Annotated in this window: 30 protein-coding genes; 12 read left to right on the top strand and 18 right to left on the bottom strand. The window is 61.7% G+C overall.

The genetic code is table 11. The features are described 5' to 3' along the window. Positions 1 to 122 precede the first annotated feature (122 nt). From VIO10_RS09085 to VIO10_RS16305, 4 genes are all read right to left on the bottom strand, one after another. Complete coding sequence (locus VIO10_RS09085; protein ID WP_331962633.1) at positions 123 to 722, bottom strand: hypothetical protein; 600 nt, start codon at positions 720 to 722, stop codon at positions 123 to 125. Next, entirely contained in the window at positions 719 to 1,111 is a 393-nt protein-coding gene (locus tag VIO10_RS16310; RefSeq protein WP_414645325.1) for an E2/UBC family protein, read from the bottom strand. The genes VIO10_RS09085 and VIO10_RS16310 overlap by 4 nt, the downstream gene beginning before the upstream one ends. Continuing rightward, positions 1,108 to 1,356: a multiubiquitin domain-containing protein gene (locus VIO10_RS09080; RefSeq protein WP_331962630.1), complete on the bottom strand. Its 249-nt coding sequence runs from the start codon at positions 1,354 to 1,356 to the stop codon at positions 1,108 to 1,110. The genes VIO10_RS16310 and VIO10_RS09080 overlap by 4 nt, the downstream gene beginning before the upstream one ends. A gap of 98 nt (positions 1,357 to 1,454) precedes the next feature. Next, complete coding sequence (locus VIO10_RS16305) at positions 1,455 to 1,937, bottom strand: helix-turn-helix domain-containing protein (RefSeq protein ID WP_414645324.1); 483 nt, start codon at positions 1,935 to 1,937, stop codon at positions 1,455 to 1,457. Between VIO10_RS16305 and VIO10_RS09075 the strand changes: the two genes are divergently transcribed. Then, positions 1,880 to 2,371 carry an ATP-binding protein gene (locus VIO10_RS09075; RefSeq protein ID WP_331962627.1) on the top strand — a complete coding sequence of 164 codons (492 nt, stop codon included), beginning with the start codon at positions 1,880 to 1,882 and terminating at the stop codon, positions 2,369 to 2,371. The genes VIO10_RS16305 and VIO10_RS09075 overlap by 58 nt on opposite strands. On the opposite strand, the gene VIO10_RS09070 is transcribed toward VIO10_RS09075, so the two are convergent. Further along, positions 2,368 to 2,856 carry a YybH family protein gene (locus VIO10_RS09070; RefSeq protein ID WP_331962625.1) on the bottom strand — a complete coding sequence of 163 codons (489 nt, stop codon included), beginning with the start codon at positions 2,854 to 2,856 and terminating at the stop codon, positions 2,368 to 2,370. The genes VIO10_RS09075 and VIO10_RS09070 overlap by 4 nt on opposite strands. A 572-nt stretch (positions 2,857 to 3,428) precedes the next feature. Then, positions 3,429 to 5,009, bottom strand: coding sequence for an ArnT family glycosyltransferase (locus VIO10_RS09065; protein ID WP_331962622.1), 1,581 nt, complete (start codon positions 5,007 to 5,009; stop codon positions 3,429 to 3,431). On the opposite strand from VIO10_RS09065, the gene VIO10_RS09060 reads away from it, so the two are divergent. Then, on the top strand, positions 4,991 to 6,766 hold the full coding sequence (locus VIO10_RS09060) for a glycosyltransferase family 39 protein (RefSeq protein ID WP_331962619.1): 1,776 nt from the start codon (positions 4,991 to 4,993) through the stop codon (positions 6,764 to 6,766). The two genes, VIO10_RS09065 and VIO10_RS09060, sit on opposite strands and share 19 nt — an antisense overlap. A 4-nt stretch (positions 6,767 to 6,770) precedes the next feature. On the opposite strand, the gene VIO10_RS09055 is transcribed toward VIO10_RS09060, so the two are convergent. Beyond that, positions 6,771 to 8,150, bottom strand: a complete 1,380-nt coding sequence (locus tag VIO10_RS09055) for an APC family permease (protein ID WP_331962616.1) — start codon at positions 8,148 to 8,150, stop codon at positions 6,771 to 6,773. A 254-nt stretch (positions 8,151 to 8,404) separates the two neighbouring features. Here VIO10_RS09055 and VIO10_RS09050 point away from each other — a divergent pair, with 254 nt between their 5' ends. The 10 genes from VIO10_RS09050 to VIO10_RS09005 all read left to right on the top strand — a co-directional run bounded on the left by VIO10_RS09050 (position 8,405) and on the right by VIO10_RS09005 (position 18,441). Then, positions 8,405 to 10,174 carry a tetratricopeptide repeat protein gene (locus tag VIO10_RS09050; RefSeq protein ID WP_331962613.1) on the top strand — a complete coding sequence of 590 codons (1,770 nt, stop codon included), beginning with the start codon at positions 8,405 to 8,407 and terminating at the stop codon, positions 10,172 to 10,174. Beyond that, the gene (locus VIO10_RS09045; RefSeq protein WP_331962636.1) at positions 10,152 to 11,054 is read left to right on the top strand and encodes a hypothetical protein; all 903 of its coding nucleotides are present in this window, start codon (positions 10,152 to 10,154) and stop codon (positions 11,052 to 11,054) included. Before VIO10_RS09050 ends, VIO10_RS09045 begins: the two co-directional genes overlap by 23 nt. Next, entirely contained in the window at positions 11,044 to 12,771 is a 1,728-nt protein-coding gene (locus tag VIO10_RS09040; protein WP_331962610.1) for an ABC transporter substrate-binding protein, read from the top strand. The genes VIO10_RS09045 and VIO10_RS09040 overlap by 11 nt, the downstream gene beginning before the upstream one ends. 46 nt (positions 12,772 to 12,817) lie before the next feature. Then, positions 12,818 to 13,798: an ABC transporter permease gene (locus VIO10_RS09035; protein ID WP_331962607.1), complete on the top strand. Its 981-nt coding sequence runs from the start codon at positions 12,818 to 12,820 to the stop codon at positions 13,796 to 13,798. Position 13,799: 1 nt separating this feature from the next. After that, a complete protein-coding gene (locus VIO10_RS09030) occupies positions 13,800 to 14,882 on the top strand; it encodes an ABC transporter permease (RefSeq protein ID WP_331962604.1) in 1,083 nt (360 codons plus the stop codon). Positions 14,883 to 15,073: 191 nt separating this feature from the next. Further along, positions 15,074 to 15,370, top strand: a complete 297-nt coding sequence (locus tag VIO10_RS09025; RefSeq protein WP_331962601.1) for a toxin-antitoxin system TumE family protein — start codon at positions 15,074 to 15,076, stop codon at positions 15,368 to 15,370. Continuing rightward, positions 15,367 to 15,744 (top strand): hypothetical protein, encoded by a 378-nt coding sequence (locus VIO10_RS09020; RefSeq protein ID WP_331962598.1) that lies wholly within the window; start codon positions 15,367 to 15,369, stop codon positions 15,742 to 15,744. The genes VIO10_RS09025 and VIO10_RS09020 overlap by 4 nt, the downstream gene beginning before the upstream one ends. Positions 15,745 to 16,055: 311 nt before the next feature. Then, entirely contained in the window at positions 16,056 to 17,018 is a 963-nt protein-coding gene (locus tag VIO10_RS09015) for an ABC transporter ATP-binding protein (protein ID WP_331962595.1), read from the top strand. Further along, positions 16,996 to 18,036, top strand: a complete 1,041-nt coding sequence (locus VIO10_RS09010; RefSeq protein WP_331962592.1) for an oligopeptide/dipeptide ABC transporter ATP-binding protein — start codon at positions 16,996 to 16,998, stop codon at positions 18,034 to 18,036. The genes VIO10_RS09015 and VIO10_RS09010 overlap by 23 nt, the downstream gene beginning before the upstream one ends. A gap of 3 nt (positions 18,037 to 18,039) precedes the next feature. Beyond that, entirely contained in the window at positions 18,040 to 18,441 is a 402-nt protein-coding gene (locus tag VIO10_RS09005) for a polymer-forming cytoskeletal protein (protein WP_331962589.1), read from the top strand. 19 nt (positions 18,442 to 18,460) lie between these two features. Here the strand turns inward: VIO10_RS09005 and rplS are convergent, their stop codons facing one another. From rplS to VIO10_RS08955, 11 genes are all read right to left on the bottom strand, one after another. Next, complete coding sequence (rplS, locus tag VIO10_RS09000; protein WP_331962586.1) at positions 18,461 to 18,805, bottom strand: 50S ribosomal protein L19; 345 nt, start codon at positions 18,803 to 18,805, stop codon at positions 18,461 to 18,463. A 76-nt stretch (positions 18,806 to 18,881) separates the two neighbouring features. Further along, entirely contained in the window at positions 18,882 to 19,439 is a 558-nt protein-coding gene (locus tag VIO10_RS08995; protein ID WP_331962583.1) for an RNA methyltransferase, read from the bottom strand. 2 nt (positions 19,440 to 19,441) lie between these two features. Next, complete coding sequence (gene trmD, locus VIO10_RS08990) at positions 19,442 to 20,128, bottom strand: tRNA (guanosine(37)-N1)-methyltransferase TrmD (RefSeq protein WP_331962580.1); 687 nt, start codon at positions 20,126 to 20,128, stop codon at positions 19,442 to 19,444. Positions 20,129 to 20,210: 82 nt separating this feature from the next. Next, a complete protein-coding gene (rimM, locus tag VIO10_RS08985) occupies positions 20,211 to 20,711 on the bottom strand; it encodes a ribosome maturation factor RimM (protein WP_331962577.1) in 501 nt (166 codons plus the stop codon). A 74-nt stretch (positions 20,712 to 20,785) separates the two neighbouring features. After that, positions 20,786 to 21,022 carry a KH domain-containing protein gene (locus VIO10_RS08980; RefSeq protein WP_331962574.1) on the bottom strand — a complete coding sequence of 79 codons (237 nt, stop codon included), beginning with the start codon at positions 21,020 to 21,022 and terminating at the stop codon, positions 20,786 to 20,788. A gap of 27 nt (positions 21,023 to 21,049) precedes the next feature. Then, complete coding sequence (rpsP, locus tag VIO10_RS08975; RefSeq protein WP_331962571.1) at positions 21,050 to 21,304, bottom strand: 30S ribosomal protein S16; 255 nt, start codon at positions 21,302 to 21,304, stop codon at positions 21,050 to 21,052. 21 nt (positions 21,305 to 21,325) lie between these two features. Further along, positions 21,326 to 22,666, bottom strand: a complete 1,341-nt coding sequence (gene ffh, locus VIO10_RS08970; RefSeq protein ID WP_331962568.1) for a signal recognition particle protein — start codon at positions 22,664 to 22,666, stop codon at positions 21,326 to 21,328. Between the two features lie 122 nt (positions 22,667 to 22,788). After that, positions 22,789 to 23,355, bottom strand: a complete 567-nt coding sequence (locus VIO10_RS08965) for an NUDIX hydrolase (RefSeq protein WP_331962565.1) — start codon at positions 23,353 to 23,355, stop codon at positions 22,789 to 22,791. Between the two features lie 141 nt (positions 23,356 to 23,496). Then, entirely contained in the window at positions 23,497 to 23,829 is a 333-nt protein-coding gene (locus tag VIO10_RS16225; RefSeq protein ID WP_349259238.1) for a GIY-YIG nuclease family protein, read from the bottom strand. 22 nt (positions 23,830 to 23,851) lie between these two features. Beyond that, entirely contained in the window at positions 23,852 to 24,280 is a 429-nt protein-coding gene (locus VIO10_RS08960) for a CoA-binding protein (RefSeq protein ID WP_331962562.1), read from the bottom strand. Between the two features lie 32 nt (positions 24,281 to 24,312). After that, on the bottom strand, positions 24,313 to 24,806 hold a 494-nt coding region (locus tag VIO10_RS08955), incomplete at its 5' end, for a hypothetical protein (protein WP_331962560.1).

The raw sequence follows: 24,806 nt of genomic DNA, 5'->3' as shown, positions 1-24,806 counted from the left end.
TGCCCCAACACCTTCGCGCAGTTGAGCGCGCACGCGCGTCGCGCGCTCAAGCGGATGCGCCGCAGACCCTCCCTGGTCATGGCCTTCTGGCAGCAGGCCGACCTCTTCCCCTTGTAAGTATATTATGCGAAGCTCAATAGTCCGACGATTGCGACCCGTAGCCGCTGAAGTGACTCTTGGCCTGCCCGCCCGAAAGCCCGTATCTGGCGGTCGTATTGCTCGGAGATGGATGGCACTTCGTAGGCCGGATCGAAAAGTACCTCGCGGGTCGCTCCGATCGAAACGACACGAATCCCTTCGTCAGTACCGAGGCGGCGCGCCTGCATGCCGCCGACACTAATAACGAGCGCCGCATGCGCGCAGTCCGGATGACGGCGCGCGAGAAAGTCCGCGAGGAGCCTCTCCCCTTTCCCGTCGATGGATGAGAATCTAGGTGCTCGGTTGCCCAGATGGCTGTGCACAAAGACCAAGACACTCGTTTCACGACGAGCGCGTTTGGTGACGCGCGCAACGAATTCGGGGCTCAATTCAGCTTCTGCGGGCCCCCTTCGCCTGTAGTCGTCTGGCGCTGCAAACTCGACTTCGCGAACCAGCAGCCTTATTGTGCCATCCTTGCGCGAGGTCTGAGCAGCGAACAATATTGAACAGGCTTCAGTTTCCCCGCCAGTGAGCTCGCTTCGAATCGCGGCAATGTCGTCGGCTGCAAGGACAAGTTCAATCATCGAGCTGGGCTAAGCCTCTGCATGATGACATTGCAGTAGGTCAGCAGCGAACTTTGATTGGGGTTCCAGTGCTGAAGGTGCCAAGAAAACCAAGTGACGTCCCGAGGGGGTTGCACCTCTGGGATCGGGTTTGCATCGTTGGTATTTTGGGGCGTCTTACCATTCTCCAGCCGCAATCCCTTGGGCTCGACCCAGAAACAATCGGGCTGTGCCGCGGGATACCCTGGCGGAGCCACGAAAAGGATAGTTACAACCCTCACACTCCAGCCAGGAGGCATGGTGACATTCGGGATCGTTATCAGGTGAGCCCCGCTTGGCAGTTGTGCAGCCGATGCCTCCGGTCTCTCCTGCTGAAGGGCTGCAAGCTGCTGCTCGATGATCGGAGTCACTGATTTCCGAACGTGGCAGGTGGCACCGCGTAAAAGTGCCTCGTATCCTCCCCTTCCTTCAGCACCACCGTTTCGCCATCGGATATTGGTTTGTCGGGGGTGTCTCCCTCTTCTTCGAGGAAGAGTTGGTACGTCGGGGTAACGCCGGCTATCGCCTTGATTTCGGCACCCGTGAGAGATGACTTTTCCGTCTCATATCTCTTTGCGTCGACGAAGAAATGGTGCTTCTTGGGATGCTCGCTCATCGGGGGAACCTCACATTTTCGTTCTGCGTAAAATCATCGGTCAGATTTTATCAGGGGGCCCGAACTTAAGACAGTGGCGCAGAATGCGGTGGGGGAGATCACCGCTTATCGAGTTGAAGAAGCAGCTCAATTCGCCCCCGTATCTTCCGGCTGGGGCGCCCGCGCCCGGTCTCCCACTTCGCCAACGTGCTTTCATCGATTTCCAAATGGTGTGCCAATCGCCGCCGCGAGTAGCCGAGCCTCCGGCGGGCGGCCACAAGCTGTTCGGAAAGCGATCCCGGAGCCGGAGACGGGTCGTACCCCAGAAATCGAATGATCCCAGGAATCGAGCGGATCGACGGAACGGCTTTCCCCGTTTCCCAATTGTAAACGGCGGCCTCGCTTACCCCCAGTTCCTTGGCCGCATCTTTCTGAAACAGACGGCGATCGAGGCGGGCCTTCCGGAGGTGGTCGCCGATCGTGTTGAGCGTCGAAGGATACCGATAATCCTTAGGTTTTTGGCCGCAAAGTCGGACTTGGCAGAATGGCAACGCGGGGATGCCCGTGCGGCTTTTACACCGATCCGCAGCACGAATGCTCATGCTCGCCAATCGTGATTCAGCGCTATCGCTCGCGCATCTCGGGCCCGCTGCTCGACCGCATCGACATCCACATCGAAGTGCCCGCGGTGAAGTACAAGGACCTGACCGATCGCGTCGCGCGGGAGCCGTCGATCGCCATTCGCGAGCGCGTTAATCGCGCGCGCGAGGCGCAGCTCGTTCGTTTCAAGGGGATGCCGTTTTTCTGCAACGCGCAGATGCGCGCGAGCGATCTCCGTCTCCATTGCCAAATCGAGTCCGGCGGCGAGCGCCTGCTCGAGCTTGCCATCAACCGCCTCGGCCTGAGCGCGCGAGCCTACACCCGAATCCTCAAAGTCTCGCGCACCATCGCCGATCTCGACGGCGCCGCCTCGATCGCCGCCCACCATGTCAGCGAGGCGATTCAGTACCGTTCGCTCGACCGAACTGCCCCCTAGGGGTAGGGTGCCTCGTAGGCCATGTAACGCGCTATCTTCCAGCTGCCGTCCGGTTGGCGCCGGAATATATCCAAGCCAAGTTCCCGTTTTGTCTCCTCGGGTCCGTTTTTCGGGCGCACCTTCAGAGTCCAAACGAGCCTTACAACGGCGAGATCGCCCGAGACGATTATTTCCTTGATCTCCAGGTCATAGTGATATGTCTTCGCCGTGTCCGCCAACGCCATCTGCAAATTGGCGCACAGAGAAGTATAGGTGTCTTCGGGCTCCCCCCGATAATTTGAAATCAAATCCGGCGCAAACAGCGAGCAAACCTCTGATGCGTCACCGGAATTGAAGTCTCGCGTCCACTTCTCCAGCTCGGCGCGAATCTCATCGCCCGCAGCGGTCGTGGAATCCGCTCTCGCTGCCGGCGCGTACGCTGCGGACATCAGCAGCGCGAGAACGCCTGCGGTGAATGCCCCAACCCGAGCGCGCTTCATTCTCATAACTTCGCTTCTCCTTCTCACGAACGCCAGACCGCTTGCAATCGCAGTGTCTAACCGGGCCCCCATGGTTTCGCGCCGCTGACCATCCTACACGCAAATTCGCGCATCTTTATGCAAATTCGCGCCCTGCCATCATCCCATCTTGACTACGTGTCACCGTCGCGTTAGCTGGTTTACCAGTCATCTCCGAAATCGCGGAGAGCTCGGCCTGTCAGCGGCTTTCCGCCAGGGGAGTCAGCGATGAACAGCAGTATGGTTAGTATGGCTGCATTCGTTGTCTTGGGAGCGGCATTCACGGTCGGAGCCCTGCTGATAGCCAGTTACCTGTCCACTTTCGCCGGTTAATCCGAACCGGCGCCCGCCGCACCCGGCCTGACGGGCGCGAGGGGTGACCCCTCGACCCATTGATAGGAAAGATGCGAAATCAGTGGGGTCTGGTTCCGGACTTTCCTTTTCAGCGGCTCGTCGAAGCCGCACGCAGCGGTCTTGTGCCCTGACGATTTCGCGCAGGTCCTCTTATCTATTCTGATTCGAGTACTCAGCGTAAACTCCGCCCGCATCTTGTCTTAATACTAAGGTGCAGGGGTTACCCTTGGCGCGGGCGTTCGCGACCAGAGCGTGAAATGGTCCGTCGTCAGGACCACGCGGAAGCCGTTGCTCGACAGAAAGTCTTCAGGAACCAGCACCAGCGGGAACATCTGAATCGGCGAATCGCTGATGACGGCCGAGACTTTTCCCCCCGCAATCGCGTCGCGCATCTGTTCAATCCAGAAGTGCTGCGTATCCGAGATGATCTGGAAAAAATCGGCCGCGCCAAGGTGGCGGCGCGCGGCGAAGAAGCCGTCGCGATCGTACTCGGCTTTCGCTTCGCGATACACGCCGTAGGTTTCAGGATAGCGGATCAATTCGCGGCGTCCGGCCTCGAAGCATACGAACGACGGCGCGATCACGTCGTCGCCGGGGTGGCTTACGGCGCGCAACGCGCCGGCAAGCTGCGAGATTTCCGCGCGGGGCACGAAGCCGAAGCCATAGACCGCGCCATGCAGCCAGTTCTCGTTCACGATCGGCGTGATCCAGATCAGAAAAATCGCGATCAGCGCCGCACCGCCCGCAACGAGCTTCCATCGATGCGGCGCCTGCGCTCCCGCGATCAGATCCGCAATCGCCCGTACCAGCAGTGTCGCGCCGATTCCCGCGACGATCGCGACGAATGGGATCGCCTCGAGATAGTTGTGGCCCCATGCGGTCGGACTCAGCACACCATAAAAGGCGTACTCGGCGGCGACGATCCCGATCACCAGCACGACGGCGCGATTGACCATCCGATTGGCAATGAGCCGGATGCATCCGAGCACGAACAGCGGCGCGAGCACGTCGAGGATCATCCGCGGGTAAGTCACGATGCTGCCGGCGGTGTCGCGCCCCTTCAGAAAATGAAACACGAACGTCTGAAAGATGAACTCGCCGCCGTAGAGGCGGTAGAGCAGGGCGCTGAACCCGGCGAGCGCGAGCGCAAAGACGGCGCCCGAGACGATCGCGCCCGCGATTCGCCGGTACGCGACGGCGATGAAGGCCAGCATCACGGCAAACGGAATCACCGCCGTCAACTTGATCGCGCATGCGACGAAGAAAATCGCCGCAAGAATCGCCGCCTGGCTGACCGCCGCCGTCGTATCGGCGAGCGTGACGATCGCCCCCAGGATAATCAGCGGCGCGATGAAGCTCTCGCGCTCGTAAACGTGGTAGCGAAAGACGAGCGAGCTGTATGCGTATAGAATCGACGCGGCGATGGCGGCGCGGCGGCCGGCGACCTTGCGTGCGAGCGAGTAAGTCAGGATGCTGGCGGCGAAAATCGCCGCCTCGCTCAGGATTTCGACCGACAGATGGCTTGTGCCGAACAACTTGAGATAGCATCCCGCAATCCATTCGAGCAGCGGCATATGCGGGTGAACGAAATCCAGATACGGGCGCATCCCGACGCTCACGAGCCACGCGCTCTCGAGGTAGAAATCGTCCTCGACCCACACTTCCGGGTAGAGCATCCGCACGACGCGCGGGATGAGCAGCACGACCACCAGCCATGCGCCGATGCGCACGGCGTCGGCGTTGCCGGCGGCCGCGGAGATGCGCCGCGATGAGCCGCGCGAAGTCATCGAAACCGCCCCGCATGACCCCGTCGGGCGTACCCCTTATACCGGGCATTCTCGAATGGGGAATCGTCGCTGCGATCATGCAGCTCGCGATGGTGATGGTTAAATCTACCGGCTGGCGACGCGGACTCGAATTGATGCCTTGGCCGGATGGACTCGAGTACGCCGCGTCGGCGGTGAACCTGGCAAATGGTCGCGGTGCGGTGCTGCATTTCGGTGGATATACTTACCCGTCGCGCTATACCGGCGGCTACCCGGCGATCCTCGGATTCTTCCACGGCATCTTTGGCGAACACCTTCCACTGTTTTTCGCCTCGTTCATTCTCGGGCTGCTCTCGGTCTTCGGCATTTTCATGCTGGCGCGCGCCTATTTCGGGCGCGCGGCCGGCGCGATTGCGGCACTGACGCTCGCGCTCTCCCCCGTCTTCATCACCTATTCATACCTCGTGATGAGCGACGTGCCCACGTTGTGCGTGACGATCTGCGCCGCGGTGATGCTGGTGTTGGCGACATCGGACTACGCGATCCAATCGCCGAGCTGGATGCGGATGTCGGCATGGCTGATGTTCGGTCTCTTCGCGGGGTTCTCGACGATCATTCGCCCGACCAACGCCGTCATCCTTGTTGGTCTCGCATTGTGCGTCTTGATGGTGCCGCTTGAACATCGAGATCTTCCAGGCATCGTCAAAGCGGCGATCGGAGTAGCGATTGGATTCGCGATTCCGGTCGCGTGGCAGTTGCATCAGAACGCGATCAATCTCGGCAGCGCGTTCGCCAGCGGCTACGTGTGGTGGGTGCCCGAGGTCTATGGCGCCGGCGGCAAGACCTTCAGCATCGCGTATCTGTTCGGTCCCACGATGCCGCGAAATCCGCACGGCAACGTCGTCGTGTACGCCACAACGATCCTCGGGCTGGACGGGATGCTCGGCGATCCCGGCGACTCGCGATACTTCCTCTACCCATTCGCGGCGGCGGTGTTCGCGATTGTCGGGTTCATCGCGACCCTTCGCGCGACCGGAAGATCCGCGGCGCGGCGCCTGATTTGGTTCGGGCTCGGCTACCTTGCCGCATTGACCGGGCTCTACTGTTTCTACGTGTTCACCGACGTGGCCTTCATCCTGCCGGCCGCGTTCGTACTGTTCATCGCGGCGGGCTCGGGCGCGTCGGTGGCGAATCGATGGATGCGCGACGTGTTCCGAAACCGGCGTCGAAGCGCCGGTCAGTTCGCGGGCGCGGCGGGCGTGATCGTGCTCGACTTGGCTCTGATCGTGTCGATGGCTTCGGAAGCGGCCGTGCGATTGAGCGCGCGGCCCGCGGACTCCGCAATGGTTGCGAGCCTCGAGGAGCAGGATTCGACGCTGCCTGACGACGCGACCGTAGTCAGCAATATCTCGCTGCAGTTTCTGGAACTGTATTTGCCCGGTGAAGATCGGCGCTTCGTCGGCCTGAACTCGCTCGACCCGGGCGAACGATTCACCGACTACCATCTGCATCGCCTGTACGAGAAACGCGCTTCGGGATGGAACGGCGCGGTGCCGCCGGTCGTGTTCGACGGTTCTCAAATGTCCGCCGAGGCGGACTCGCTCGCATCGGCGATGGGCGCGAAGACCCCGGTCTTTCTTTTGCTTGCCGCGCCCGAGTCGGATGATTACGCCGGCGTGCTCAAGACTGAGCTCGATCAGTTGCAGGAAAAATTCACCGTCGAGCCAATCTCGCAGAACAAGGTGGTCGCGCTGTATCGGCTGACGGCGCGGAACTAACGCCTCATGCAGTGATGCTGGTGGGCGGAGGATCGATCGCGGGCGGCCCGCCGTAGCGCCGCCTGCAAATCGCGTAGGCGGGCCAAACGCATACGCCGAGCACGATCGCCAGGATGAAATCGACCTTGCCTACGCCGGCCGAGACGGCCAACCCGAAAGTCGCGGCCCAGGTCAGAATCGGAAGCGATCCGACGAGCGCGAGACCGACGCGGCCGCCGCCAATCGTGAACATCCCGGTGCGATCCGGCATCCGTTTCCGCAGCCGGATCAGGGCGAGCAGCTCCAGCACAAGCGCCGCCATGTAAAAGAATACGTCGAGCACGACCAGCCCGACGAATCCGACCGGCACGAGCAGCGTGAAGACGATGCAGCAGAGCAGAATCGACTTGCCCGGCGTCGCGGTCGCGGACCAGAGCTCGGCCAGCGGCGGCGACAGGTAGCGCTCGCGAGCGAGCACGAACGGCATCCGCGACACCCACAGCATCGCGGCCTCGAACACCGCGAACGACATCACCGCGCCGCCCAGCGCCAGCGCGCCGCCAAGCGCGGGTCCGCCGATGGCGTAGCCCACGTGCGAGAACGAGCCGGTGCCCCAGTCCGCGGCGGTGACGGCGCCCGAGACGGACACCGCCAGCGGAAGCACGTAGCCGGCGACCATTATCGGCAGCGCGATCAGGATGGCGCGCAAATAGTTACGCTGCGGATTTTCGATCTCCGCGGACACGACGCTCAGGTTTTCCCATCCGCTGAAGTTCCATATGACCACCGTCAGTCCCGCCGCCATCGCACCCCACGGATCCGCGCCGAACAGCGGCGGCGTCGGCATCGTGAAATGAACCAGGCGCGGGAGGCCAACGATCACCAGCGCCGCGAACGGCGACACGAGCATCGCGGCAAGCACGATCGACGCCATCCCAACCGGCCTGACGCCGAGAAAATTAAGTCCACCCGCCAGCCATACCAGCGCGACGCCGATCGCAATTTGGGCCGTCGGGCCGAGCGGAAGGATGAACGAAAGATAGCCCGCGAAAAGCACCGGATAAATCGCCATGTCCACGGCGGTGTACAGAATTGTCAAATATGCCTCGGCGAAGCCGGCCAGCGGTCCGAGCGCTTCCTTGACCCAAAAGTAGAAGCCGCCTTCCACCGGCATCAAGGCCGTCAACTCCGCCGCCATCAGTGCCGTCGGCAGGCTCAGCGTCAGCGGCACGATGAGACACAGCATCAGCGTCAGGCGCGGCCCCGCCATCCGGACCGCATCCTCGAGGCCGTACGCGCCGCCGCTTACGACCAGGTACATCACGCATACCAGCGGGATGAGCCCGAGCTTGCGGGGCGAACGATGCGCCGGCGGGGCGGCGCTCGAAGGCGCTCGGGAACGCATGTTTTCCGTCGGGACGTGCGGCAATTGCGGGGCGGCTCCGGCCCCCCTCCCTATCCGAGGCGACGCGTGGTGGCAAGCAGGCCGGAAATCAAATGAGGGTTGCGCAGTCGCATCCAGTGGCGGAATCCTTATAATGTAAAGGATGCGCAAAGGTCGGCGACCGGCTATGAAGGCGCGGGACACTGCGCGTTGACGATCCATACAGCGTGGTGCGAGCCCCAATTGAGAAGCTCTCCCGGAAATTCGTTTCGATCATGATATTTTTTAGTACACGCGCGATCATCGCACTCGGCGCCGCGTCGATTGCGTTTGTTGGCTGCGCCAAAATCACCAGCACGAAGTTCGAGCCGGTTCGCACCGTCAGCGTGGGCGGGGATAATCCCTTCGGCGGCGCGCCGGCGGTGGAGGTCCCTGCCGATGCGCGCGCGATGAGCGCGTTCCTGAAGGCCGAGTTCGCGATGAATGAAGGCGACCGCGAAGAGGCGCTCAAGGATTACGCCGAGGCGGTCCAGTACGATCCCACCAACGCCGCGCTCAAGGTTCGCCTGGCCACGCTCTACGTCCGCGACGGGCGCCTGAAGGAGGCGCTCGAGCAGGTGAACCAGGCGCTCGCGATCAATCCGGATTCCGCCGACGGCCGTCTGCTCGGCGCAGGCATCAGCTCGGCGCTCGGCGACGACGCGACTGCGGAAAAGGACTACCGCGAGGTATTGCGTCTCAATCCCAAAAATCAGGAAGCCTATCTGTATCTCGGCACCCTCTACGCCAAGCGGGGCGATTTCGGCGAAGCCGAGAAGACCTTCGAGCAGCTGATCAAGCTCGATCCCAATTCATTCCTTGGCTACTACTACGCCGGCAAGGTGATGGTGGCGTCGAAGAACTACCCGGCCGCCGAAAAATATTATCAAAAGGCGCTCGATCTCAATCCGCAGTCGGAGCTGGTGCTGCTTGATTTTGCGCTGTTGCGCGAGCGCCAGCAGCGGCCCCAGGACGCGCTGGCGTATTACAACAAGATCACGCAAATCAACCCGAACAACGAGCTGGTTCGAAAGCGCAAGGCGGAAATCCTGGTCGGTCAGAAAAAATACGACCAGGCATTGGAGGAGCTCAAACGCGCCGAGCAGGTCGAAACCAATCCCGCCGACACCCGCACCAAGATCGGCCTGCTCTACCTCGAGCAGGGCAATTTTGACGACGCCGCGACCGAGTTCAACCTCGTGCTTGGCTCCGAGCCGAACAACTACCGCGTCCACTATTACCTCGGCACGGTGTACACGGAACTTTCCGAGAACGACAAGGCGATCCGCGAGTTCGACAAAATTCCCGCCGACAACGGGCATTACGTCGAGTCGCGGCTGCAGCTCGCCTACCTGTACGACAAGCAGAACAAGTACGACGACGCGCTCGGCGCGCTGAAGGACGCGCTCGCCAGTAAGCCCAACGACCCCGAAATCATCGGCTTCATGGTCGGCGTCTATCAGGAAAAGAAGGATTATCCGGCAGCGATCGAGCTCGCGCGCAAGATGGTCGCGGCCGATCCCAAAAGTGACAAGTTCCGCTTCACGCTCGGCGCAGCGCTCGATCAGAACAAACAGCGCGCAGAAGCCATGGCCGAGATGAGAAAGGCGATCGAGCTCAATCCCGCCAATGCGCAGGCGCTGAACTACCTCGGCTACAGTTACGCCGAACAGGGCGCCAACCTGGTCGAGGCCGAAAAGCTAATCAAGCGCGCGCTCGATATCGAGCCCGAAGACGGCTTCTACGTCGATAGCCTGGGATGGGTTTACTATCAGAAAGGCGACTACAAGCGCGCCGTCGAGCAGTTGGAGCGCGCGGTCAACCTGACCGGCAACGACCCCACTATCACCGAGCATCTTGGCGACGCGTATCGCAAGCTGGGCAAAGTCAAGGAAGCGGGCCAGGAGTACTCGGACGCGCTGAAGAAGGCGCAGGAATCCGACCAGGTCGCACGGCTCAAGGATAAAATTCAGGTCCTGCAGAATGCCGCCAGCGCGGGCCACTGAACGCGCTGCGCGCCGAAAAACTGTTTCGCTCGCGGCGCTCGCCTCGATGCTGCTGCTGGCGACGCTCGCAACTTCCGCCTGCTTCATCGTTCGTCCTCCCCCCGTTGCACAGCCCGAGACCCCGATAGCGGGCTTCGACGCCGGTAAATATCAAGTCCAGAAATTGATCGCGGCGCTGGCCGAGCGTGAAAAAAGGCTCGACTCCATGCAGACCCCGGCCGTCATGGAATACACTGCCGGCGATCAGCACCTGAAGGCCAAAGAGGAAATCGTCGTCAAGCGGCCCGCCAATTTGCGCGTCGAGGCGATGGCGCCGTTCGGCGTGGCATTGCTGCTCGCGGCACAGGGCTCGGAACTCGCAATCTTCGAGCCGGGGCGCAATCGCTTCATGCGCGGCCAGGCCACCGCCGACACGCTCTACAGGTACGTGCGAATCCCGATGGCGCCCGCCGACGCCGTGGGTCTGCTGATGGGACTTGCGCCGCCCGAGTTCGCGCTCAATGGAATCGCAGACTCGGTGTCGAGCGACGGCGCGATGATCGTCGCGTCGTATGGCAACAACAACACCGCGTCAGGGACTCGCGAGCTTGGATTTTTGGGCGGCAATCTCGCGATGGTGCGGGTAACGGCGGGCAACGCCGGCGGCCGCGTCAACTACGAGGTGCGTTACAGCGACTATCATGATATCGGCGGAGTGATGTTTCCGTACGTCGTCGATGCGACTTTTCCGGCGGCCGGCAGCCACGTGACGTTTCGTTATCTCCGGCCGATCGTCAATGGAGCCATCCCCGATTCGACGTTCGTGTTGACACCGGCTCCAGGAGCCACTTTGATGAATTTGAGCCTTGACGATGCCCGCGCGTTTGCAAATGAAAGCTGAAAGCCGGCTCAAGCGAATCCTGCCCGCCATCACCTGCGCGATTGCCATATCGTCGCTCGCGATTTTTCCCGGATGCCGGGTGAACCGGCCCGGGAGCGATCACGAGAAAAATCAAATCCTCTACAGCGCCGTGGCCAGCGATCCGCGCACCTTCAATCCGATTCTGATCACCGACTCGACCTCGGGCACGCTGACCAGCGATCTGTTCGAAAGCCTCATCCGCCTCAACCCCGTCACTACCCTGCCTGAGGCGGGCCTGGCCGAAAAATGGGAGATCGCGCCCGACAGCAAGACGATTACGTTTCATCTCCGCCACGACGTGAAATGGTTTGACGGCCAGCCCGTCACCGCGCACGACGTTCTGTTCACGCTCGACGTCATCTACGATCCCAAGGTGCCCAACAGCATCCGTCCCGCGATCACCATCGACCACCAACGCATCGCCGCCGACGCGCCCGACGACTACACCGTCGTCATGCATCTGGCGAAACCGTTCGCTCCGCTGCTCTATTCAATCGGCATTCCTGTGATGCCGGCGCACATCCTCGAGCCCGTGTGGAAGGCGGGAAATTTCAACCATACCTGGGGCATCGACACGCCCCCGGACAAGCTCGTCGGCGACGGCCCGTATCGCATGACCCACTACGCGCAGAGCCAGCTCGTTCGCTACGATCGCAACAACGACTATTGGATGAAGGACGAGCACGGCGGCCAGTTGCCACGCCTGCACGGGCAGACGGTGACGATCGTGCAGGACCAGAACGCCGCCTACCTGCGCTATCTGTCGGGGCAAATCGACGTTTACGGCCCGCGCACCGAGGAGGTTTCGCCGCTTCAGGACAAGGTGAAGAACCACCAACTCGACATCACGGTTCAGCAGATCGGAATCGACACGGGCTCGCTGTTTTTCACCTTCAACCGCAATCCGCGCCATTACCTCAAAAGCGGCGTCACCAATCCGAAGCTCGGCTGGTTCACGGACCTGAAGTTCCTGCAGGCGATGGCGCACATGATCGACAAGAAATCGATGATCGATCTTGTCTTTCACAACCTCGCGGTGCCGGCGGTGGCGGACATCTCGCCCGAGAACAAAATCTTTCACAACCCCAATCTCAAGGATTACGACTACGATCCGAAACTTGCCGCCGGCATGCTCGAGGCGGCCGGCTATCATCTCGCAAAACCCGGCGTGCGCACCGATCCGAAAGGCAATCGCCTCGAATTCGATCTCACCACCAACACCGGCGCGCCCGAGCGCAACGAGATGTGCACCATCTTCAAGCAGGACCTCGAGAGCCTCGGTATAAAGGTGAACTATCGGCCGTTCGAGTTCACCACGCTGGTGGACAAGCTCGATTCGTCTTTCGACTGGGACTGCGTGCTGATTGGATTCACCGGCGGTATCGAGCCGAACGATGGCGCGAACTTCTATCGCTCGTCGGGCAACCTTCATTTGTGGAATCCGAATCAGCCCAAACCCGCCACGGCGTGGGAGGCGGAGATCGATACGCTCCTCGACCAGGGCGCGTCCGAGATGGATATTACCAAGCGCGCGCCGTACTACTGGAAGATTCAGCAAATTCTCCACGACCAGTTGCCGATACTCGAAACGGTCCGCCAACAGCGCTATTCGTCATGGGAAAACTCGCTGGAAAACTATCAGCCCAAGGTCTGGGGCCTGTACAAGCCGGAGTGGGTGGAATTCAAGCCCGACTGAACCTCCGCCGCCGCAACCCACGTCGAAATATCATGCTGCTGACACGATGACCCGCTTTCTGATTCGCCGACTGCTCAACATGATCCCGCTCATCCTCGGGATCACTTTCATTTCGTTCCTCGCGATGTCGCTGGTGCCGGGCGACTTCGTCTCCAATCTCAAACTCAACCCGACCATCACGCCCGAGGTCATTCACCAGCTCGAGGCGCAGTTCGGCCTCGATCAGCCGCTGATGGTCCGCTACTTCAAGTGGCTGTGGGGCGTGCTGCATCTGAACTTCGGCTTCTCGCTGCAATACCGCGTGAGCGTCACCGGCCTCATCGCGTCGCGCGCCTTCAACACGATCGTTCTGGCGGCGAGCAGCATGATTTTATCGTGGGTAATCGCGATTCCGATCGGAATCATCGTCGCCGTGAACCAAAATTCGATCTGGGATCGCTTCCTCTCGTTCCTGGCCTTCTTCGGGATGTCGGTGCCGAGCTTTTTTCTCGCCTTCCTGATGATGTACCTGGCGCTGAAAACCGGATGGTTTCCGATTGGCGGCACCTTCTCGCCCGACTACTCGGCGCTCACTACGGTGAACCGCATTGCCGATCGCATCAACCATCTCATCCTGCCGGTCTTCGTGCTCGGCATCTCCGGAACCGCGGGCCTGATGCGCCTGATGCGCTCGCAGATTCTCGAAATCAAAAATTCGGAATTCGTGCGCACCGCGCGCGCCAAGGGATTGTCCGAGCGCGTCGTCATCTACAAGCACGTGCTGCGCAACGCGCTGAACCCGTTCGTCACGATGGCGGGTTACTCGCTGGGCGATCTGCTCGGTGGCGCCGCGCTGGTCGAGGCCGTGATGAACCTGCAGGGTCTTGGACTGCTGATGCTCGACGCGGTGCGCTCGCTCGACATCTACCTGGTGATGGGCTCGGTGCTGATGGGCACGATTCTGTTGCTGGTCGGCAACCTGCTTGCCGACATCGCGCTGGTGGCGGTCGATCCGCGCGTCGATTTTTCGTCGGTGGCGGCCGAGTGAGATGAACGCGGACGCCATGATGCAGCGCAATCTCCAGGGCGCTGCGCTATCCGCGCGACCAAGGTCGGGCGTGGCCCGCGAATGGCGCCTCGCGTCGCGGACGGTTCGCTTTTCCGCGAGCTGCCTCGCGCTTTTCTACCTGCTCGCCGCCGCGTCGCCGTTCTTCGCGAGTTACGATCCGGCCTATCAGAATCGCGAGATGCCCGACTGCCCTCCGATGTCGCTGCACATGAATGCGCCGTCGGACTGGTCGCGCGGGCTGTTCTACACCCATCCGATGCACATGCAGGATCCGATCGCGCGCACGTTCGCTGCGGACACTTCCCGCCGGCTCGCCATCCATCTGTTCACCCGCGGCCATCTATTCACCACCGACAGCGAGCGCGAGCCGTACTTCATGCTCGGCAGCGACGGCCTGGGGCGCGACCTCTACTCGCGGATCGTGTACGGCTCGCGCGTGAGCATGTGCGTCGGGTTGATCGGCGTGCTGATCAGTTTTTCACTGGGCATCACGATCGGGGCGCTGTCCGGCTATATCGGCGGGACGGTCGATTTCCTGATCATGCGATGGTCCGAAATCGAGATGTCGCTGCCGTCATTCTATTTCCTGCTGGCGCTGGCGGCGGTGATTCCGTCGGGGATGAGCACGGTCGCGACCTTCTTCATGATCGTGGCGATTATGAGCTTCATCAGTTGGGCCGGCTTTGCGCGAATTATTCGCGGGATGGCGTCTTCGGTGCGCTCGCGGCCGTACGTCGAGGCGGCCCGCGCGCTGGGCGCGTCGCGATGGCGCATCATCACCCGTCACATCATTCCGTCGGTGATCGGCTACGCGATCGTCGCGGCCACGCTCTCGATTCCGGGCTTCATCCTGGGCGAAAGCGCGCTCTCGCTGCTCGGTCTGGGAATTCAGGAGCCGGCCGCGAGCTGGGGCAACCTTCTCGCGCAGGCCCAAGACGTGCAGAACCTCGCGCGCTACCCATGGATCCTGATTCCGGGCATCTTCATTTTCCTTGCGGTGATGTCCTTCAATTTTCTCGGCGACCATCTGCGCGACCGGCTCGATCCCGCCACCGCCGGATGATTTCGCTGTCGCGCCGCATCCGTCCGGCTGGCCGCGCCTCTCATCTTTGTGTCATCCCGAGCGAAGCCGAGGGACCCCGGATCAGCTTGCCTCGCCCCGTCGGGAGAGCCCCCGCCTCCAGCGAGCTTGCGTTATTGCCTGTTGGAAGATTGGAGTACGTGGCGTATCATGCCATGTAGAGGGGTTGAGGGGTGGCGCGGGCTAAACTCATCAGGCGGCGGAAGTGGACGGACGAGCGAGGGAATCTCTACGAGATTGTCCTGTGGAAAGTCGAGAAAAATGCTCGACACTCCGAAGGTGTTCGGTATCGGCTTGCGTTCATTCGTTCAGGTGAAGAAACGCCCGCGATTCTGTATGACAATCATCACCCCAAGGGCCACCATCGTCACATTGGCAAGCACGAGGAGTCGTACAAGTTTTCGACGGCGCGCCGGCTCATCGGCGATTTTCTCGCACAAGCAAGGCAATTCGCAGGAGATGAAAAATGAAGACAGTGACGTTTTCGATCGGGCCGCTGGCTCAACTCGCAGACGATTTCTCCAGGACCTTCGACGCCGTCCGGACCGGGCGGCGCATTGCGCCCAAACCGCGCGACGAAGTCGGCTTCACGAGCATTGAGGCGGTCCGTAACTTTCTGACGCGTGAGAGGCTCGCTCTTATGCGTACGATCCGAACGCGCCATCCCGGATCGCTCTATGAACTGGCGAAAATGGTCAAGCGCGATTTCAAGAACGTCCAGGAAGACGTTCGAATTCTGGAGCGCCACGGTCTTGTGCGGATCGCAAAAGAGCCGCGGGGCAAGCGAAGAGTCAAAGTGCCGCACGTCCTGTTTGAGGAAATTGCGCTCCGCATCGCAATCTAACTATTCGACGGCACAATTATTGGGTTACGCGATGAGGCAACTGCGGCGAACCCAACTCAGGATCGCACGACCGAGGCTCGGCTTGAGTTCTTTAAGCGATTGCGCTCGTTCAGCCGAGTCAGCAAATGGTAAACCGGGGTGCAGGCCAGAGCATATCCCCGCATCGGGAGCTTCACCCTCGAACCTTGTAGGAGTTCTCACACCCCGGCTAGGTATCCGTCAGGTCCCCCAGAATCGCCCAAATTAGATCACCACCCCGCGCCGCATCCGTCTGGATGGCTGCGGCGGGGCGATGATACCCTGAACGTCACGTGAAACCGCTGCTCGAAGTCAGATCGCTGCGCACTTCGTTCTTCACCGCGTCGGGCGAAGTGCGCGCGGTTGACGGCGTGAGTTTTTCCGTCGCGCCGGGGAAGTTGTTGGGAATCGTCGGCGAGTCGGGATCGGGCAAGACCGCCAGCGTGCTCTCGATCATGCGGCTGCTGCCGGAGTCGGCGCGAATCGTCGGCGGCGAAATAATCTTCGAGGATCAGGATCTGCTCAAGCTCAGCGAGCCCGAGATGCGCCACGTTCGCGGCGCGCGGATCGCGATGATCTTTCAGGAGCCGATGACCTCGCTCAATCCGGTCTTCACCATCGGCAGCCAGATTGGCGAGGCCGTCCGCCTTCATCAGCACACCGCTCGCGCCGAGACTCGCAATCGCACCATCGAGGCGCTCCGAATGGTCGGGATTGCCGACCCCGACCGGCGCATCGACGACTATCCGCATCAGTTGTCCGGCGGGATGCGCCAGCGGGTGATGATCGCGATGGCGCTGTCGTGCAATCCCCGCCTGCTGATCGCCGACGAGCCGACCACCGCGCTCGACGTGACGATACAGGCGCAGATTCTCGATCTGATCCGCGAGTTGCAGGTGCGGCTCGGGCTGGCCGTGATCCTGGTTACGCACGATCTCGGAATCGTCTCCGAGTATGCCGACGACGTGACGATTCTTTACGCGGCGCGCGTGATGGAGCAGGCGCCGAGCGCGGAGCTGTTTCGAAACCCGCTCAACCCGTACACGCGCGGTTTGCTCGAATCGATTCCCGGCATCGACGGCGGCCGGCACCGCCGCTTGCAGGCGATTCCCGGTTCGATTCCGAGCGCGCTGAATCCACCGGCGGGCTGCAGGTTTCATCCGCGATGCCCGCGCGTAATCCCTCAATGCTCCGCGGCTGAGCCGCCGCTCGAGAACAAGGGCCCAAACCATTATGTCGCCTGCATCCGCGCCTAATCCCGGATCGCCCATTGGCGATACGGCCGCAACCGCGTCCGCCGGCGCGGCGCTGGTTCGCGTCGAGCATCTCAGCAAGGAGTTCCCGGCCGGTTCGACGGGGATTATTGGCGGGAAAAAACTTTCGATAAAAGCGGTGACCGGCGTCCATCTGGAGATTGCGCCCGGCGAAACGCTGGGATTGGTCGGCGAGTCGGGCTCGGGCAAATCGACGCTTGGACGGCTGATTCTGAAACTGCTCGAGCCGACCGAAGGCGCCGTCTATTTCGACGGCCGCGATCTCTCGACGCTCGGCCGCGCGGAGCTTCGTGCTCTGCGCCGCCAGATGCAGCTCGTCTTTCAGGATCCGTACGCGTCGTTGAATCCGCGCATGCGCGTGAGATCGATCGTCGGCGAAGGAATCGAGATTCACAAACTCGCGCGCGGGGCGGAAAAGGAGCGGCGAATCGCCGAGCTGCTTGCGATGGTCGGGATGAGCGCTGACGCGATGGATCGTTTGCCCCACGAGTTCTCGGGCGGGCAGCGCCAGCGAATCGGGATCGCGCGGGCGCTCGCGGTGAATCCGCGCTTCCTGGTGCTCGACGAGCCGGTCTCGGCGCTCGACGTCTCGATCCAGGCGCAAATAATCAACCTGCTGCAGGACCTGCAGGAGAAGCTGAAACTCACCTACCTGTTCATCGCGCACGATCTGCGCGTGGTCGAGCACATCAGCAATCGCGTCGCGATCATGTACCTCGGCAAGATTGTCGAAATCGCATCGCGCGACGAGATCTACCTGAACCCGCGGCATCCCTACACCCGCGCGCTGCTCTCGGCGATCCCGACCATCGACACCGCCCACAAGCCGGAGCGAATTAAGCTGCCCGGCGAAATGCCCAGTCCGATGAACCCGCCCGCCGGCTGCGCCTTCCATCCAAGATGCCCATATGCGAAAGATGTTTGCAGCAGCGTCGAACCGAAATTGGAAACCGGGCGCGGCGGGCACGCGGTGGCATGTCACGTATTCCCGGCCCCGTAGTGAATGGATTCAACACAGATACCGCAGGATGCAGGCGTGGCGTGGGCCGAGGAGCGCACGCGCGTAGCGGTAGGCCGCAACGTCAACGTCTCGGGCAAACTGATTTTTCATGAACCGGTCAGAATCGAGGGCCGCTTCCGTGGCGAGGTTCGCTCGGTCGAGTTGGTGGTGGTCGGCGAGGATGGAATGATCGAGGGCAAGGTCTTCGCGCCGCGACTGCTCATAATGGGTGAGTTGCGCGGAGACGTCGTCGGATGCGACCGCATGGTGCTGGGTCCGCGCGCCAGGTTCTTCGGCAATATCCAGACGCGCAACTTGACGGTAGCCGAAGGCGCCTACCTGGATGGCAACGTACGCATGACGGGGGTTTCTGTCGAAAAGACCGCCGTCTCCATCGACATATGATCGAGGACCCGCCCGGCGCTCAGGTCGCGACGTCGAGTCGCGCCGCTTTGCCCGACAGATTGCGCAGGTAGTACAGGCGTGCACGCCGCACGCGGCTTCGCGTCAGCACCTGCAGCTTGTCGATCCGCGGCGAATGCATCGGGAATATTCGCTCGACCCCGACCCCGTATGAAACTTTGCGGACGGTAAAGGTCGCGCGGTTGGCGCCCCGGTTGATTTTGATCACGATGCCTTCGAAGGATTGAATGCGCTCTTTTTCGCCTTCGACGACTTTGACGTGAACGCGAACCGTGTCGCCCACGCGGAATTCGGGCAGGTCCTTGCGCAGGCCCCGCTCTTCGAGCTTCTGGATAACAGTATTCATGGGAATGACAGACCTCGAGTCGAGCCCCTAAACCTACCGAAATGCGCCCGCCCACTCAATGGGTGGGGGCGCCGCGTCACTTGCCGCGCAGCCGGTCCAGGATGATTCCCGCGGCCGAGCGCACTGACAGATGGTTGTAGTCGCCGGGGCCAACGATCGGCGCAAGCACGACGTCGGCGCGTTCTGCCACCTCGGGCGACATTCCAAATCCGGTCCCGAGCAGGATTATCATCGGCGGCGCATCCGGGGCCTCAATCCGAGTTCGCAAATCGGCGTAGCTGGCGCCGCCCTCGGTGCGCGCGGAGGTGTGCACGACGAGCGGGCGTGCGCCGGAGATTCGGGTTGCCGCGGCGATCGCGTCGTCGAGTTGCGCGACGATTTGCACGCGCTCGAGCGCCTCGCGCCGGCGCGAATCGTGGCTCCGGCCGAAGTCGAAACGCCAATGATCGATCACGCTCGCCGCGAATTTCCGCTGCTCGGGAATCGGATGGACGATGAACACGCCACGCACGTCGTAGGTTCGCGCCGCGCGCGCGATATCGTGAATGTCGAGGCTGGTTATTGCTGACGTGACGATCTTTGCGTTGCGGTCAACGACCGGATGATGAATCAGCGCTACGAAAAGATCGGACACGCTCAGAACTTGCGGCGTTCGAGCAGGTCGGGGCGCCGCCGCGCGGTCCGCCGTTTGGCTTCGATCTGGCGCCACGCGCGAATCTTGCCGTGGTCGCCGCTAAGCAGGATTTCCGGCACCTTCATCCCGCGGAACTCCTCGGGCCGCGTGTATTGCGGGTACTCCAGCATCCCGGCGGCGAACGATTCCTCGTCGAGCGACTCGGGATTTCCCAGCACGCCCGGTATCAACCTGCCCACCGCCTCGATCACCGCCATCGCCGCAATTTCGCCGCCGCTCAGCACGTAGTCGCCAATGGAAATTTCCTGGTCCACCAGCGAGCGTACGCGCTCGTCGATTCCTTCGTAGCGTCCCGCGACGATCATCAGGCCGGGTGCGCGCCTGGCGAGGTCCCGCGCCATCGAATTGTCGAACACTTCGCCCTGCGGCGTCATCAGGATGCGCCACAATCCCGGACGCTGCGCATTGACCGCGTCGATCGCGGCCGCGATCGGCTCCGGCCGCATCACCATCCCGCTGCCTCCCCCGTACGGCGCATCATCGACTTGCCGGTAATTACCCAGACCATGCTCGCGCAGCGGATGCGCCTTGATCGCGATCAATCCCTGCTCGACGGCGCGTCCTATCATGCCGGCGCGAAACGGCGATTCGAACATCTCGGGGAACAGTGTGATTACGTGAAATTCCATCGCGGCGAACCAAACTGCGGATGCGTCGTGAATCCAAATCTATCCGGGTACGCCGCTTTGGGCCAGACGGCGCCGGTCGATTTCAGTCGAGCAGGCCGGGGATCGGCTCGATCGTGACGCGCCGGGCGGCGAAATCCATCGCCTTGACGACGTCCTCGATAACCGGAACCAGGACTTCGCGCTCGCTGCCTCGCACCACCCAGATGTCGTGCGCGCCGGTCGAGAAGATTTCTTCGATCGTGCCGATGCGGCTGCCGTCGGTCAGAAACACTTCGCATCCGATCGCCTCGTAATAGTAGAACTCGCCCGGCTTGGCCGCCGGCACATCCTCCGTCGCGAGCATCACGACCGCGCCTTTGAGCGACTCGGCCGCGTTTACGTCGGCGACACCCTCGAGCGTGATTCGCCGCGTCGTCGCGTTCAGCCGCGTCATTCCAGTCAGCCGAAACTCGCGTGCTTGTCCCGCGCTTTCCAGGAACACGCGCGCGACCTGTTCCAATGTGTCGGAGTCGGGATTATCGGGCCGCAATCGCAGCGCGCCCTTGAGGCCGTGGGCGCCGGTTATGCGGCCGACGCGGAGCATCGATGCTGCAACTTGATTCGTGTCACCATGCAGGCGCTGGCCGGCTCACGAAAGCTATCGACCGATTGGTCCGATCATTTGTCCTCGACGATCTCGAGAACGACCTTGCGGTTGGTGCGCGAGGCGACCGCATTGAGAATCGTGCGGATCGACTTCGCGGTCCGCCCCTGCTTGCCGATCACACGCCCCAAATCTTCCTTCGCCACCCGCAGTTCAATTATCGAGGCGGTATCGCCCTGCGTCTCCTTCACGTCCACCGCGTCAGGATTGTTTACCAGCTGTTGTGCGAGGAACTGAACGAGCTCCTTCATGGGATGGCTCCGTTGCAGCGGGTCGCATCAGGCGGAGACCGTTGCTGTTTCGGCCCGTTTAATTAGCTTTCTTACCGTGTCGCTCGGCTTAGCGCCAGCCTTTAGCCAGCGGTCCGCCACGTCCTTTTTGATCGTGACGCGAGGTGGATCGAAGGCCGGATCGTAAGTGCCGACCTGAGCGACGAAGCGTCCGTCGCGCGGCGAGCGCGAGTCTGCGACCACGATGCGGTAGAAGGGTTTCTTGCGCCCGCCGTGGCGGCGCAACCGGATTACAAGTGCCATGCGATTCTCCTGTTTCCTATTCTAGCTGCCGAGCCCCAGTCCGCGCATCATCATTTTTCCCGCGCCCATGCGGGTGATTTTTTTCATCATTTTGCGCGTCTGCTCGAACTGTTTGAGAAAACGATTCACGTCCTGCACCGACGTGCCGCTGCCGGTGGCGATTCGCGCGCGCCGGCGCCCGTTGATAATCAGATGGTTGCCGCGCTCCTGCAGCGTCATCGAGTCGATGATCGCCTGGATGCGCCCCAGCTCGCGTTTGGCCTCTTCGGAATCCGCCGCGCCCGCCACTTTTTTGAGCCCGGGGATCATTCCCATCAGATCGCCAAGCGATCCCATCTTCTTGATCGCCCTGATCTGCTCGGCGAAGTCGGTGATGGTGAATTCGTTCTTCTTGAACTTGCGCTCGAGCTCCTTGGCCTTGGTCTGATCGTAGTTCTGCTGCGCCTTTTCGATCAGCGTCAGCACGTCGCCCATCCCCAGGATGCGCGACGTCAGCCGGTCCGGATAGAAAATCTCGAACGCGTCGAGTTTCTCGCCCGTGGCCGCAAACAGAATCGGCGCCCCGGTTATAGTCCGCACCGAAAGCGCCGCGCCTCCCCGAGCGTCCGAGTCGAGCTTGGTCAGAATCACGCCCGAAATTCCCAGCCGCTCGTGGAATCCCGCCGCCACGTTCGCCGCTTCCTGCCCGGTCATCGCGTCGGCGACGAATATGATGTGATGCGGGTTCAGCGCGGCCTTCAGGCGCGCCAGCTCGTCCATCAGCTCTTCGTCGATCTGCAAGCGGCCGGCGGTGTCTATCAGCACCGCGTCATGCCCGCCAGTCTCGGCGCGGGCCAGTGCGCGCGACGCGATCTCGATCGGATTCTGATCTTCGCGGCTCTCGACGACTGGAATTTGCGCCTGCGCGCCGAGCACGCGCAATTGCTCCATTGCGGCCGGCCGATAAACGTCGGTGGACGCCAGAATCGGATGGCGCTTGCGCTCGGACTTGAGCCACAGCCCGAGCTTCGCAATCGAAGTCGTCTTGCCCGAGCCCTGCAGGCCCACCAGCATGATCTTGACGGGCGGCTTGACCTTCAGATCGAGCTCGCGCGCCGAACCGCCCATCGCGTTTTGCAGCTCGGTCGCGACGAACTTGATTAGATGCTGCTCGGGCGTGAGCGAGCGGAGCACTTCCTCGCCGAGCGCCTTGCTCTTGACGTGCTCGATGAAATCGCGAACGACCTTGATATTGACGTCGGCTTCGAGCAGCGCGAGCCGGACTTCGCGCAGCGCCTCTTCGATATTGCGCTCGGTGATGCGGCCCGTGCCCTTGAGTTTTCTGAAGACCCCTTCGAGGCGGTCGCTGAGCGTATCAAACATGGGTAAAAACCTGGTTGCAGCAGGTCGAGGTAAGCGGCTCCGGCCCAGTCGATTCGTTTCTGTAGTCTAGCAAACCATCAAGGCTAGGGCACGCTCCGGCCGCTGTCAATGCGGCCGGTCCGCTACTTCCTGCGGCTGCGCTTGGGCGGCGGGTTGTAGACGTGCAGGAACGAAAATGCGGCGATCGTCAACGCATGCATGACCTTGCCCGACGCGATCAGCCCGCGTATTTCGCGCATCGGCGCCAGCACGACCTCGGTCTCTTCGTCGCCGATCGCTACCACCCTTTCGACCTGGCGCACATTGTCTGCAAGAAACGAGAAACAAATGTTGCCCTGGATTGCGGGATTCGGATGCACCTTGCCAAGTTCCACGATCGTGTCCGAATCGAATCCCGTCTCCTCGATCATCTCGCGCCGCGCCGCATGCAGCGGCGACCGATCCTCGGGATCAACCATTCCGCCGGGCACCTCGAGCGTGAACTCGGAGATCCCGTGACGCCATTGGCGAATCATCACGACCTCGCCACTCGTCGTGATCGGAATGATATTCACCCAGTTGGGCGCGTCGAGAATGAAGAAGTCGCGTTCGCCGCGCCGCGGATGCGTCGAGCGCCGCCGATGGAGGTCGAAAATCGGCGTCCGGTAGGCGATGTCGCTCTTGAGCGTCCTCCACTTGCGCGGCTTCATCGCAAATTTCCGCCGCCGCCGCGCGGCGGACGAGATCCTTCGCTGCGCAGACTGCGCTCAGGATGACGGAAGCGAGAACCTGTGGGTAACAGTCTGCATCGCAGCCAAGCCACTTCTGTCATTGCACTGAAGCCACTTCCGTCATTCTGAGCGTAGCGAAGAATCTCGCGTGCGCCAGCACGCGCTAAGATCGTCCATTGACAGATTTGTGGAATGAATCAGTTCGAGTTTTCTTGTCCTCGTCCAACCCTTGATCTGTTTCTCGCGGGAGATTGCGTCCGCCGGTCTGTCGAACTCTTCGAAATATAGGAGCCGCCGAACGCGATATTTCTTAGTAAAGCCCGGAATCAGACCTGCGCGATGCTCATTCACGCGCCGTTCCAAATTGTTCGTGACCCCGATATAGAGGACTCCCAACTTGCTGCTCATAATGTACACGTAAAAAGTCCTGCTCTCTCTTTCCCAGCGCGCCATAATATTCTTGCGCCGCCGCGCCTTAGAACAAGCGCGCGTATTCGATCGCCGGGCATCGATCCATCACCACCGTCATCCCGGCTTGATCCGCGCGGCGGGCTGCGTCGAGGTTGACTACGCCGAGCTGACACCACAGCACGCGCGCGCCTTTGGCGATCGCGGCTTCGACGACTTCCGGCACGAACTCCGATCGCCGAAACACGTCCACCATCTCAATCGCCTCCGGAATCGACGCCAGATCGGGATAGCACTTCTCTCCGAGAGCGCTCTGGAGCGCGTCGGCGTCGATCTGAGGATTGACCGGAATTACCTTGAAACCGCGGCGTTTGAGCAATTTTGCGATTTGAAGCGAGTCGCACGCCGGATTGTCGGAGCATCCCACGACCGCGACCGTCGCTGGCCGCGCCAATATCGCACGGATCTCGGCGTCCGGCGGATTAATGAATTCCATCGTCATATGATCGCGCGCGGCGCGGTCGGGCGCTAGCGATGAAAAAGGCGTTCGATGATCGTCGGGACCAGCCGATGAATCTCCTCGCGGCATTCGGCGAATACCAGGTCGCCCTTTTCGTACGGGTCGTCGATATCGCCTGCCTCACCCGCGAACGAACGCAGCGTGAACACCGGCCGCCCCGCCGCGCCGGGAAATCGCTCGACCAGCTCGCGCGCCTGTTGCTCGGTCATCGCGATGATCAGATCGGTCTGCTCGAGCATCTCGGGATGCCGTTTCAGGTCGGTTGAAGTCGCCTGGTCGCCGATATCGATACCGACCTCGCGCAGCGCCATCCGCGTATCGAGCGAAACCAACGCCCCGTCGCGGGCGTATGGCGCGATTCCCGCCGAGGTGATCGTGATCCGATGGTCGAAGCCGAGCGCGTCGAGTTCGCGCCGCAGGATATGCTCGGCCATCACGCTGCGCGCGGTGTTGGCGGCGCAAATGAACAGGATGTAACGAAAGCGCGGCTCGCGACGAGCCG

It is taken from the genome of Candidatus Binatus sp. (assembly GCF_036567905.1).
GTDB lineage: Bacteria > Desulfobacterota > Binatia > Binatales > Binataceae > Binatus.
Note: the sequence above shows the minus strand (reverse complement) of the source record. Positions and strands in the feature narration are given on the sequence as shown.

Excerpts from the sequence above, each read along its gene's own strand:
- VIO10_RS09050 (WP_331962613.1), top strand. The coding sequence starts at position 8,405 with ATGATATTTTTTAGTACACGCGCGATCATCGCACTCGGCGCCGCGTCG.
- VIO10_RS09060 (WP_331962619.1), top strand. The coding sequence starts at position 4,991 with ATGAGCCGCGCGAAGTCATCGAAACCGCCCCGCATGACCCCGTCGGGC.
- rpsP (WP_331962571.1), bottom strand. The coding sequence starts at position 21,304 with ATGGCACTTGTAATCCGGTTGCGCCGCCACGGCGGGCGCAAGAAACCC.
- VIO10_RS08960 (WP_331962562.1), bottom strand. The coding sequence starts at position 24,280 with ATGGAATTCATTAATCCGCCGGACGCCGAGATCCGTGCGATATTGGCG.
- VIO10_RS09085 (WP_331962633.1), bottom strand. The coding sequence starts at position 722 with ATGATTGAACTTGTCCTTGCAGCCGACGACATTGCCGCGATTCGAAGC.
- ffh (WP_331962568.1), bottom strand. The coding sequence starts at position 22,666 with ATGTTTGATACGCTCAGCGACCGCCTCGAAGGGGTCTTCAGAAAACTC.
- trmD (WP_331962580.1), bottom strand. The coding sequence starts at position 20,128 with ATGGAATTTCACGTAATCACACTGTTCCCCGAGATGTTCGAATCGCCG.
- VIO10_RS16225 (WP_349259238.1), bottom strand. The coding sequence starts at position 23,829 with ATGGCGCGCTGGGAAAGAGAGAGCAGGACTTTTTACGTGTACATTATG.
- VIO10_RS09080 (WP_331962630.1), bottom strand. The coding sequence starts at position 1,356 with ATGAGCGAGCATCCCAAGAAGCACCATTTCTTCGTCGACGCAAAGAGA.
- VIO10_RS09040 (WP_331962610.1), top strand. The coding sequence starts at position 11,044 with ATGAAAGCTGAAAGCCGGCTCAAGCGAATCCTGCCCGCCATCACCTGC.
- VIO10_RS09075 (WP_331962627.1), top strand. The coding sequence starts at position 1,880 with ATGGCAACGCGGGGATGCCCGTGCGGCTTTTACACCGATCCGCAGCAC.
- VIO10_RS08980 (WP_331962574.1), bottom strand. The coding sequence starts at position 21,022 with ATGAAGGAGCTCGTTCAGTTCCTCGCACAACAGCTGGTAAACAATCCT.
- VIO10_RS09070 (WP_331962625.1), bottom strand. The coding sequence starts at position 2,856 with ATGAGAATGAAGCGCGCTCGGGTTGGGGCATTCACCGCAGGCGTTCTC.
- VIO10_RS09010 (WP_331962592.1), top strand. The coding sequence starts at position 16,996 with ATGTCGCCTGCATCCGCGCCTAATCCCGGATCGCCCATTGGCGATACG.
- rimM (WP_331962577.1), bottom strand. The coding sequence starts at position 20,711 with ATGCTCCGCGTCGGCCGCATAACCGGCGCCCACGGCCTCAAGGGCGCG.
- VIO10_RS09005 (WP_331962589.1), top strand. The coding sequence starts at position 18,040 with ATGGATTCAACACAGATACCGCAGGATGCAGGCGTGGCGTGGGCCGAG.
- rplS (WP_331962586.1), bottom strand. The coding sequence starts at position 18,805 with ATGAATACTGTTATCCAGAAGCTCGAAGAGCGGGGCCTGCGCAAGGAC.
- VIO10_RS08965 (WP_331962565.1), bottom strand. The coding sequence starts at position 23,355 with ATGAAGCCGCGCAAGTGGAGGACGCTCAAGAGCGACATCGCCTACCGG.
- VIO10_RS09030 (WP_331962604.1), top strand. The coding sequence starts at position 13,800 with ATGAACGCGGACGCCATGATGCAGCGCAATCTCCAGGGCGCTGCGCTA.
- VIO10_RS09020 (WP_331962598.1), top strand. The coding sequence starts at position 15,367 with ATGAAGACAGTGACGTTTTCGATCGGGCCGCTGGCTCAACTCGCAGAC.
- VIO10_RS16305 (WP_414645324.1), bottom strand. The coding sequence starts at position 1,937 with ATGAGCATTCGTGCTGCGGATCGGTGTAAAAGCCGCACGGGCATCCCC.
- VIO10_RS09055 (WP_331962616.1), bottom strand. The coding sequence starts at position 8,150 with ATGCGTTCCCGAGCGCCTTCGAGCGCCGCCCCGCCGGCGCATCGTTCG.
- VIO10_RS09065 (WP_331962622.1), bottom strand. The coding sequence starts at position 5,009 with ATGACTTCGCGCGGCTCATCGCGGCGCATCTCCGCGGCCGCCGGCAAC.
- VIO10_RS09045 (WP_331962636.1), top strand. The coding sequence starts at position 10,152 with ATGCCGCCAGCGCGGGCCACTGAACGCGCTGCGCGCCGAAAAACTGTT.
- VIO10_RS09035 (WP_331962607.1), top strand. The coding sequence starts at position 12,818 with ATGACCCGCTTTCTGATTCGCCGACTGCTCAACATGATCCCGCTCATC.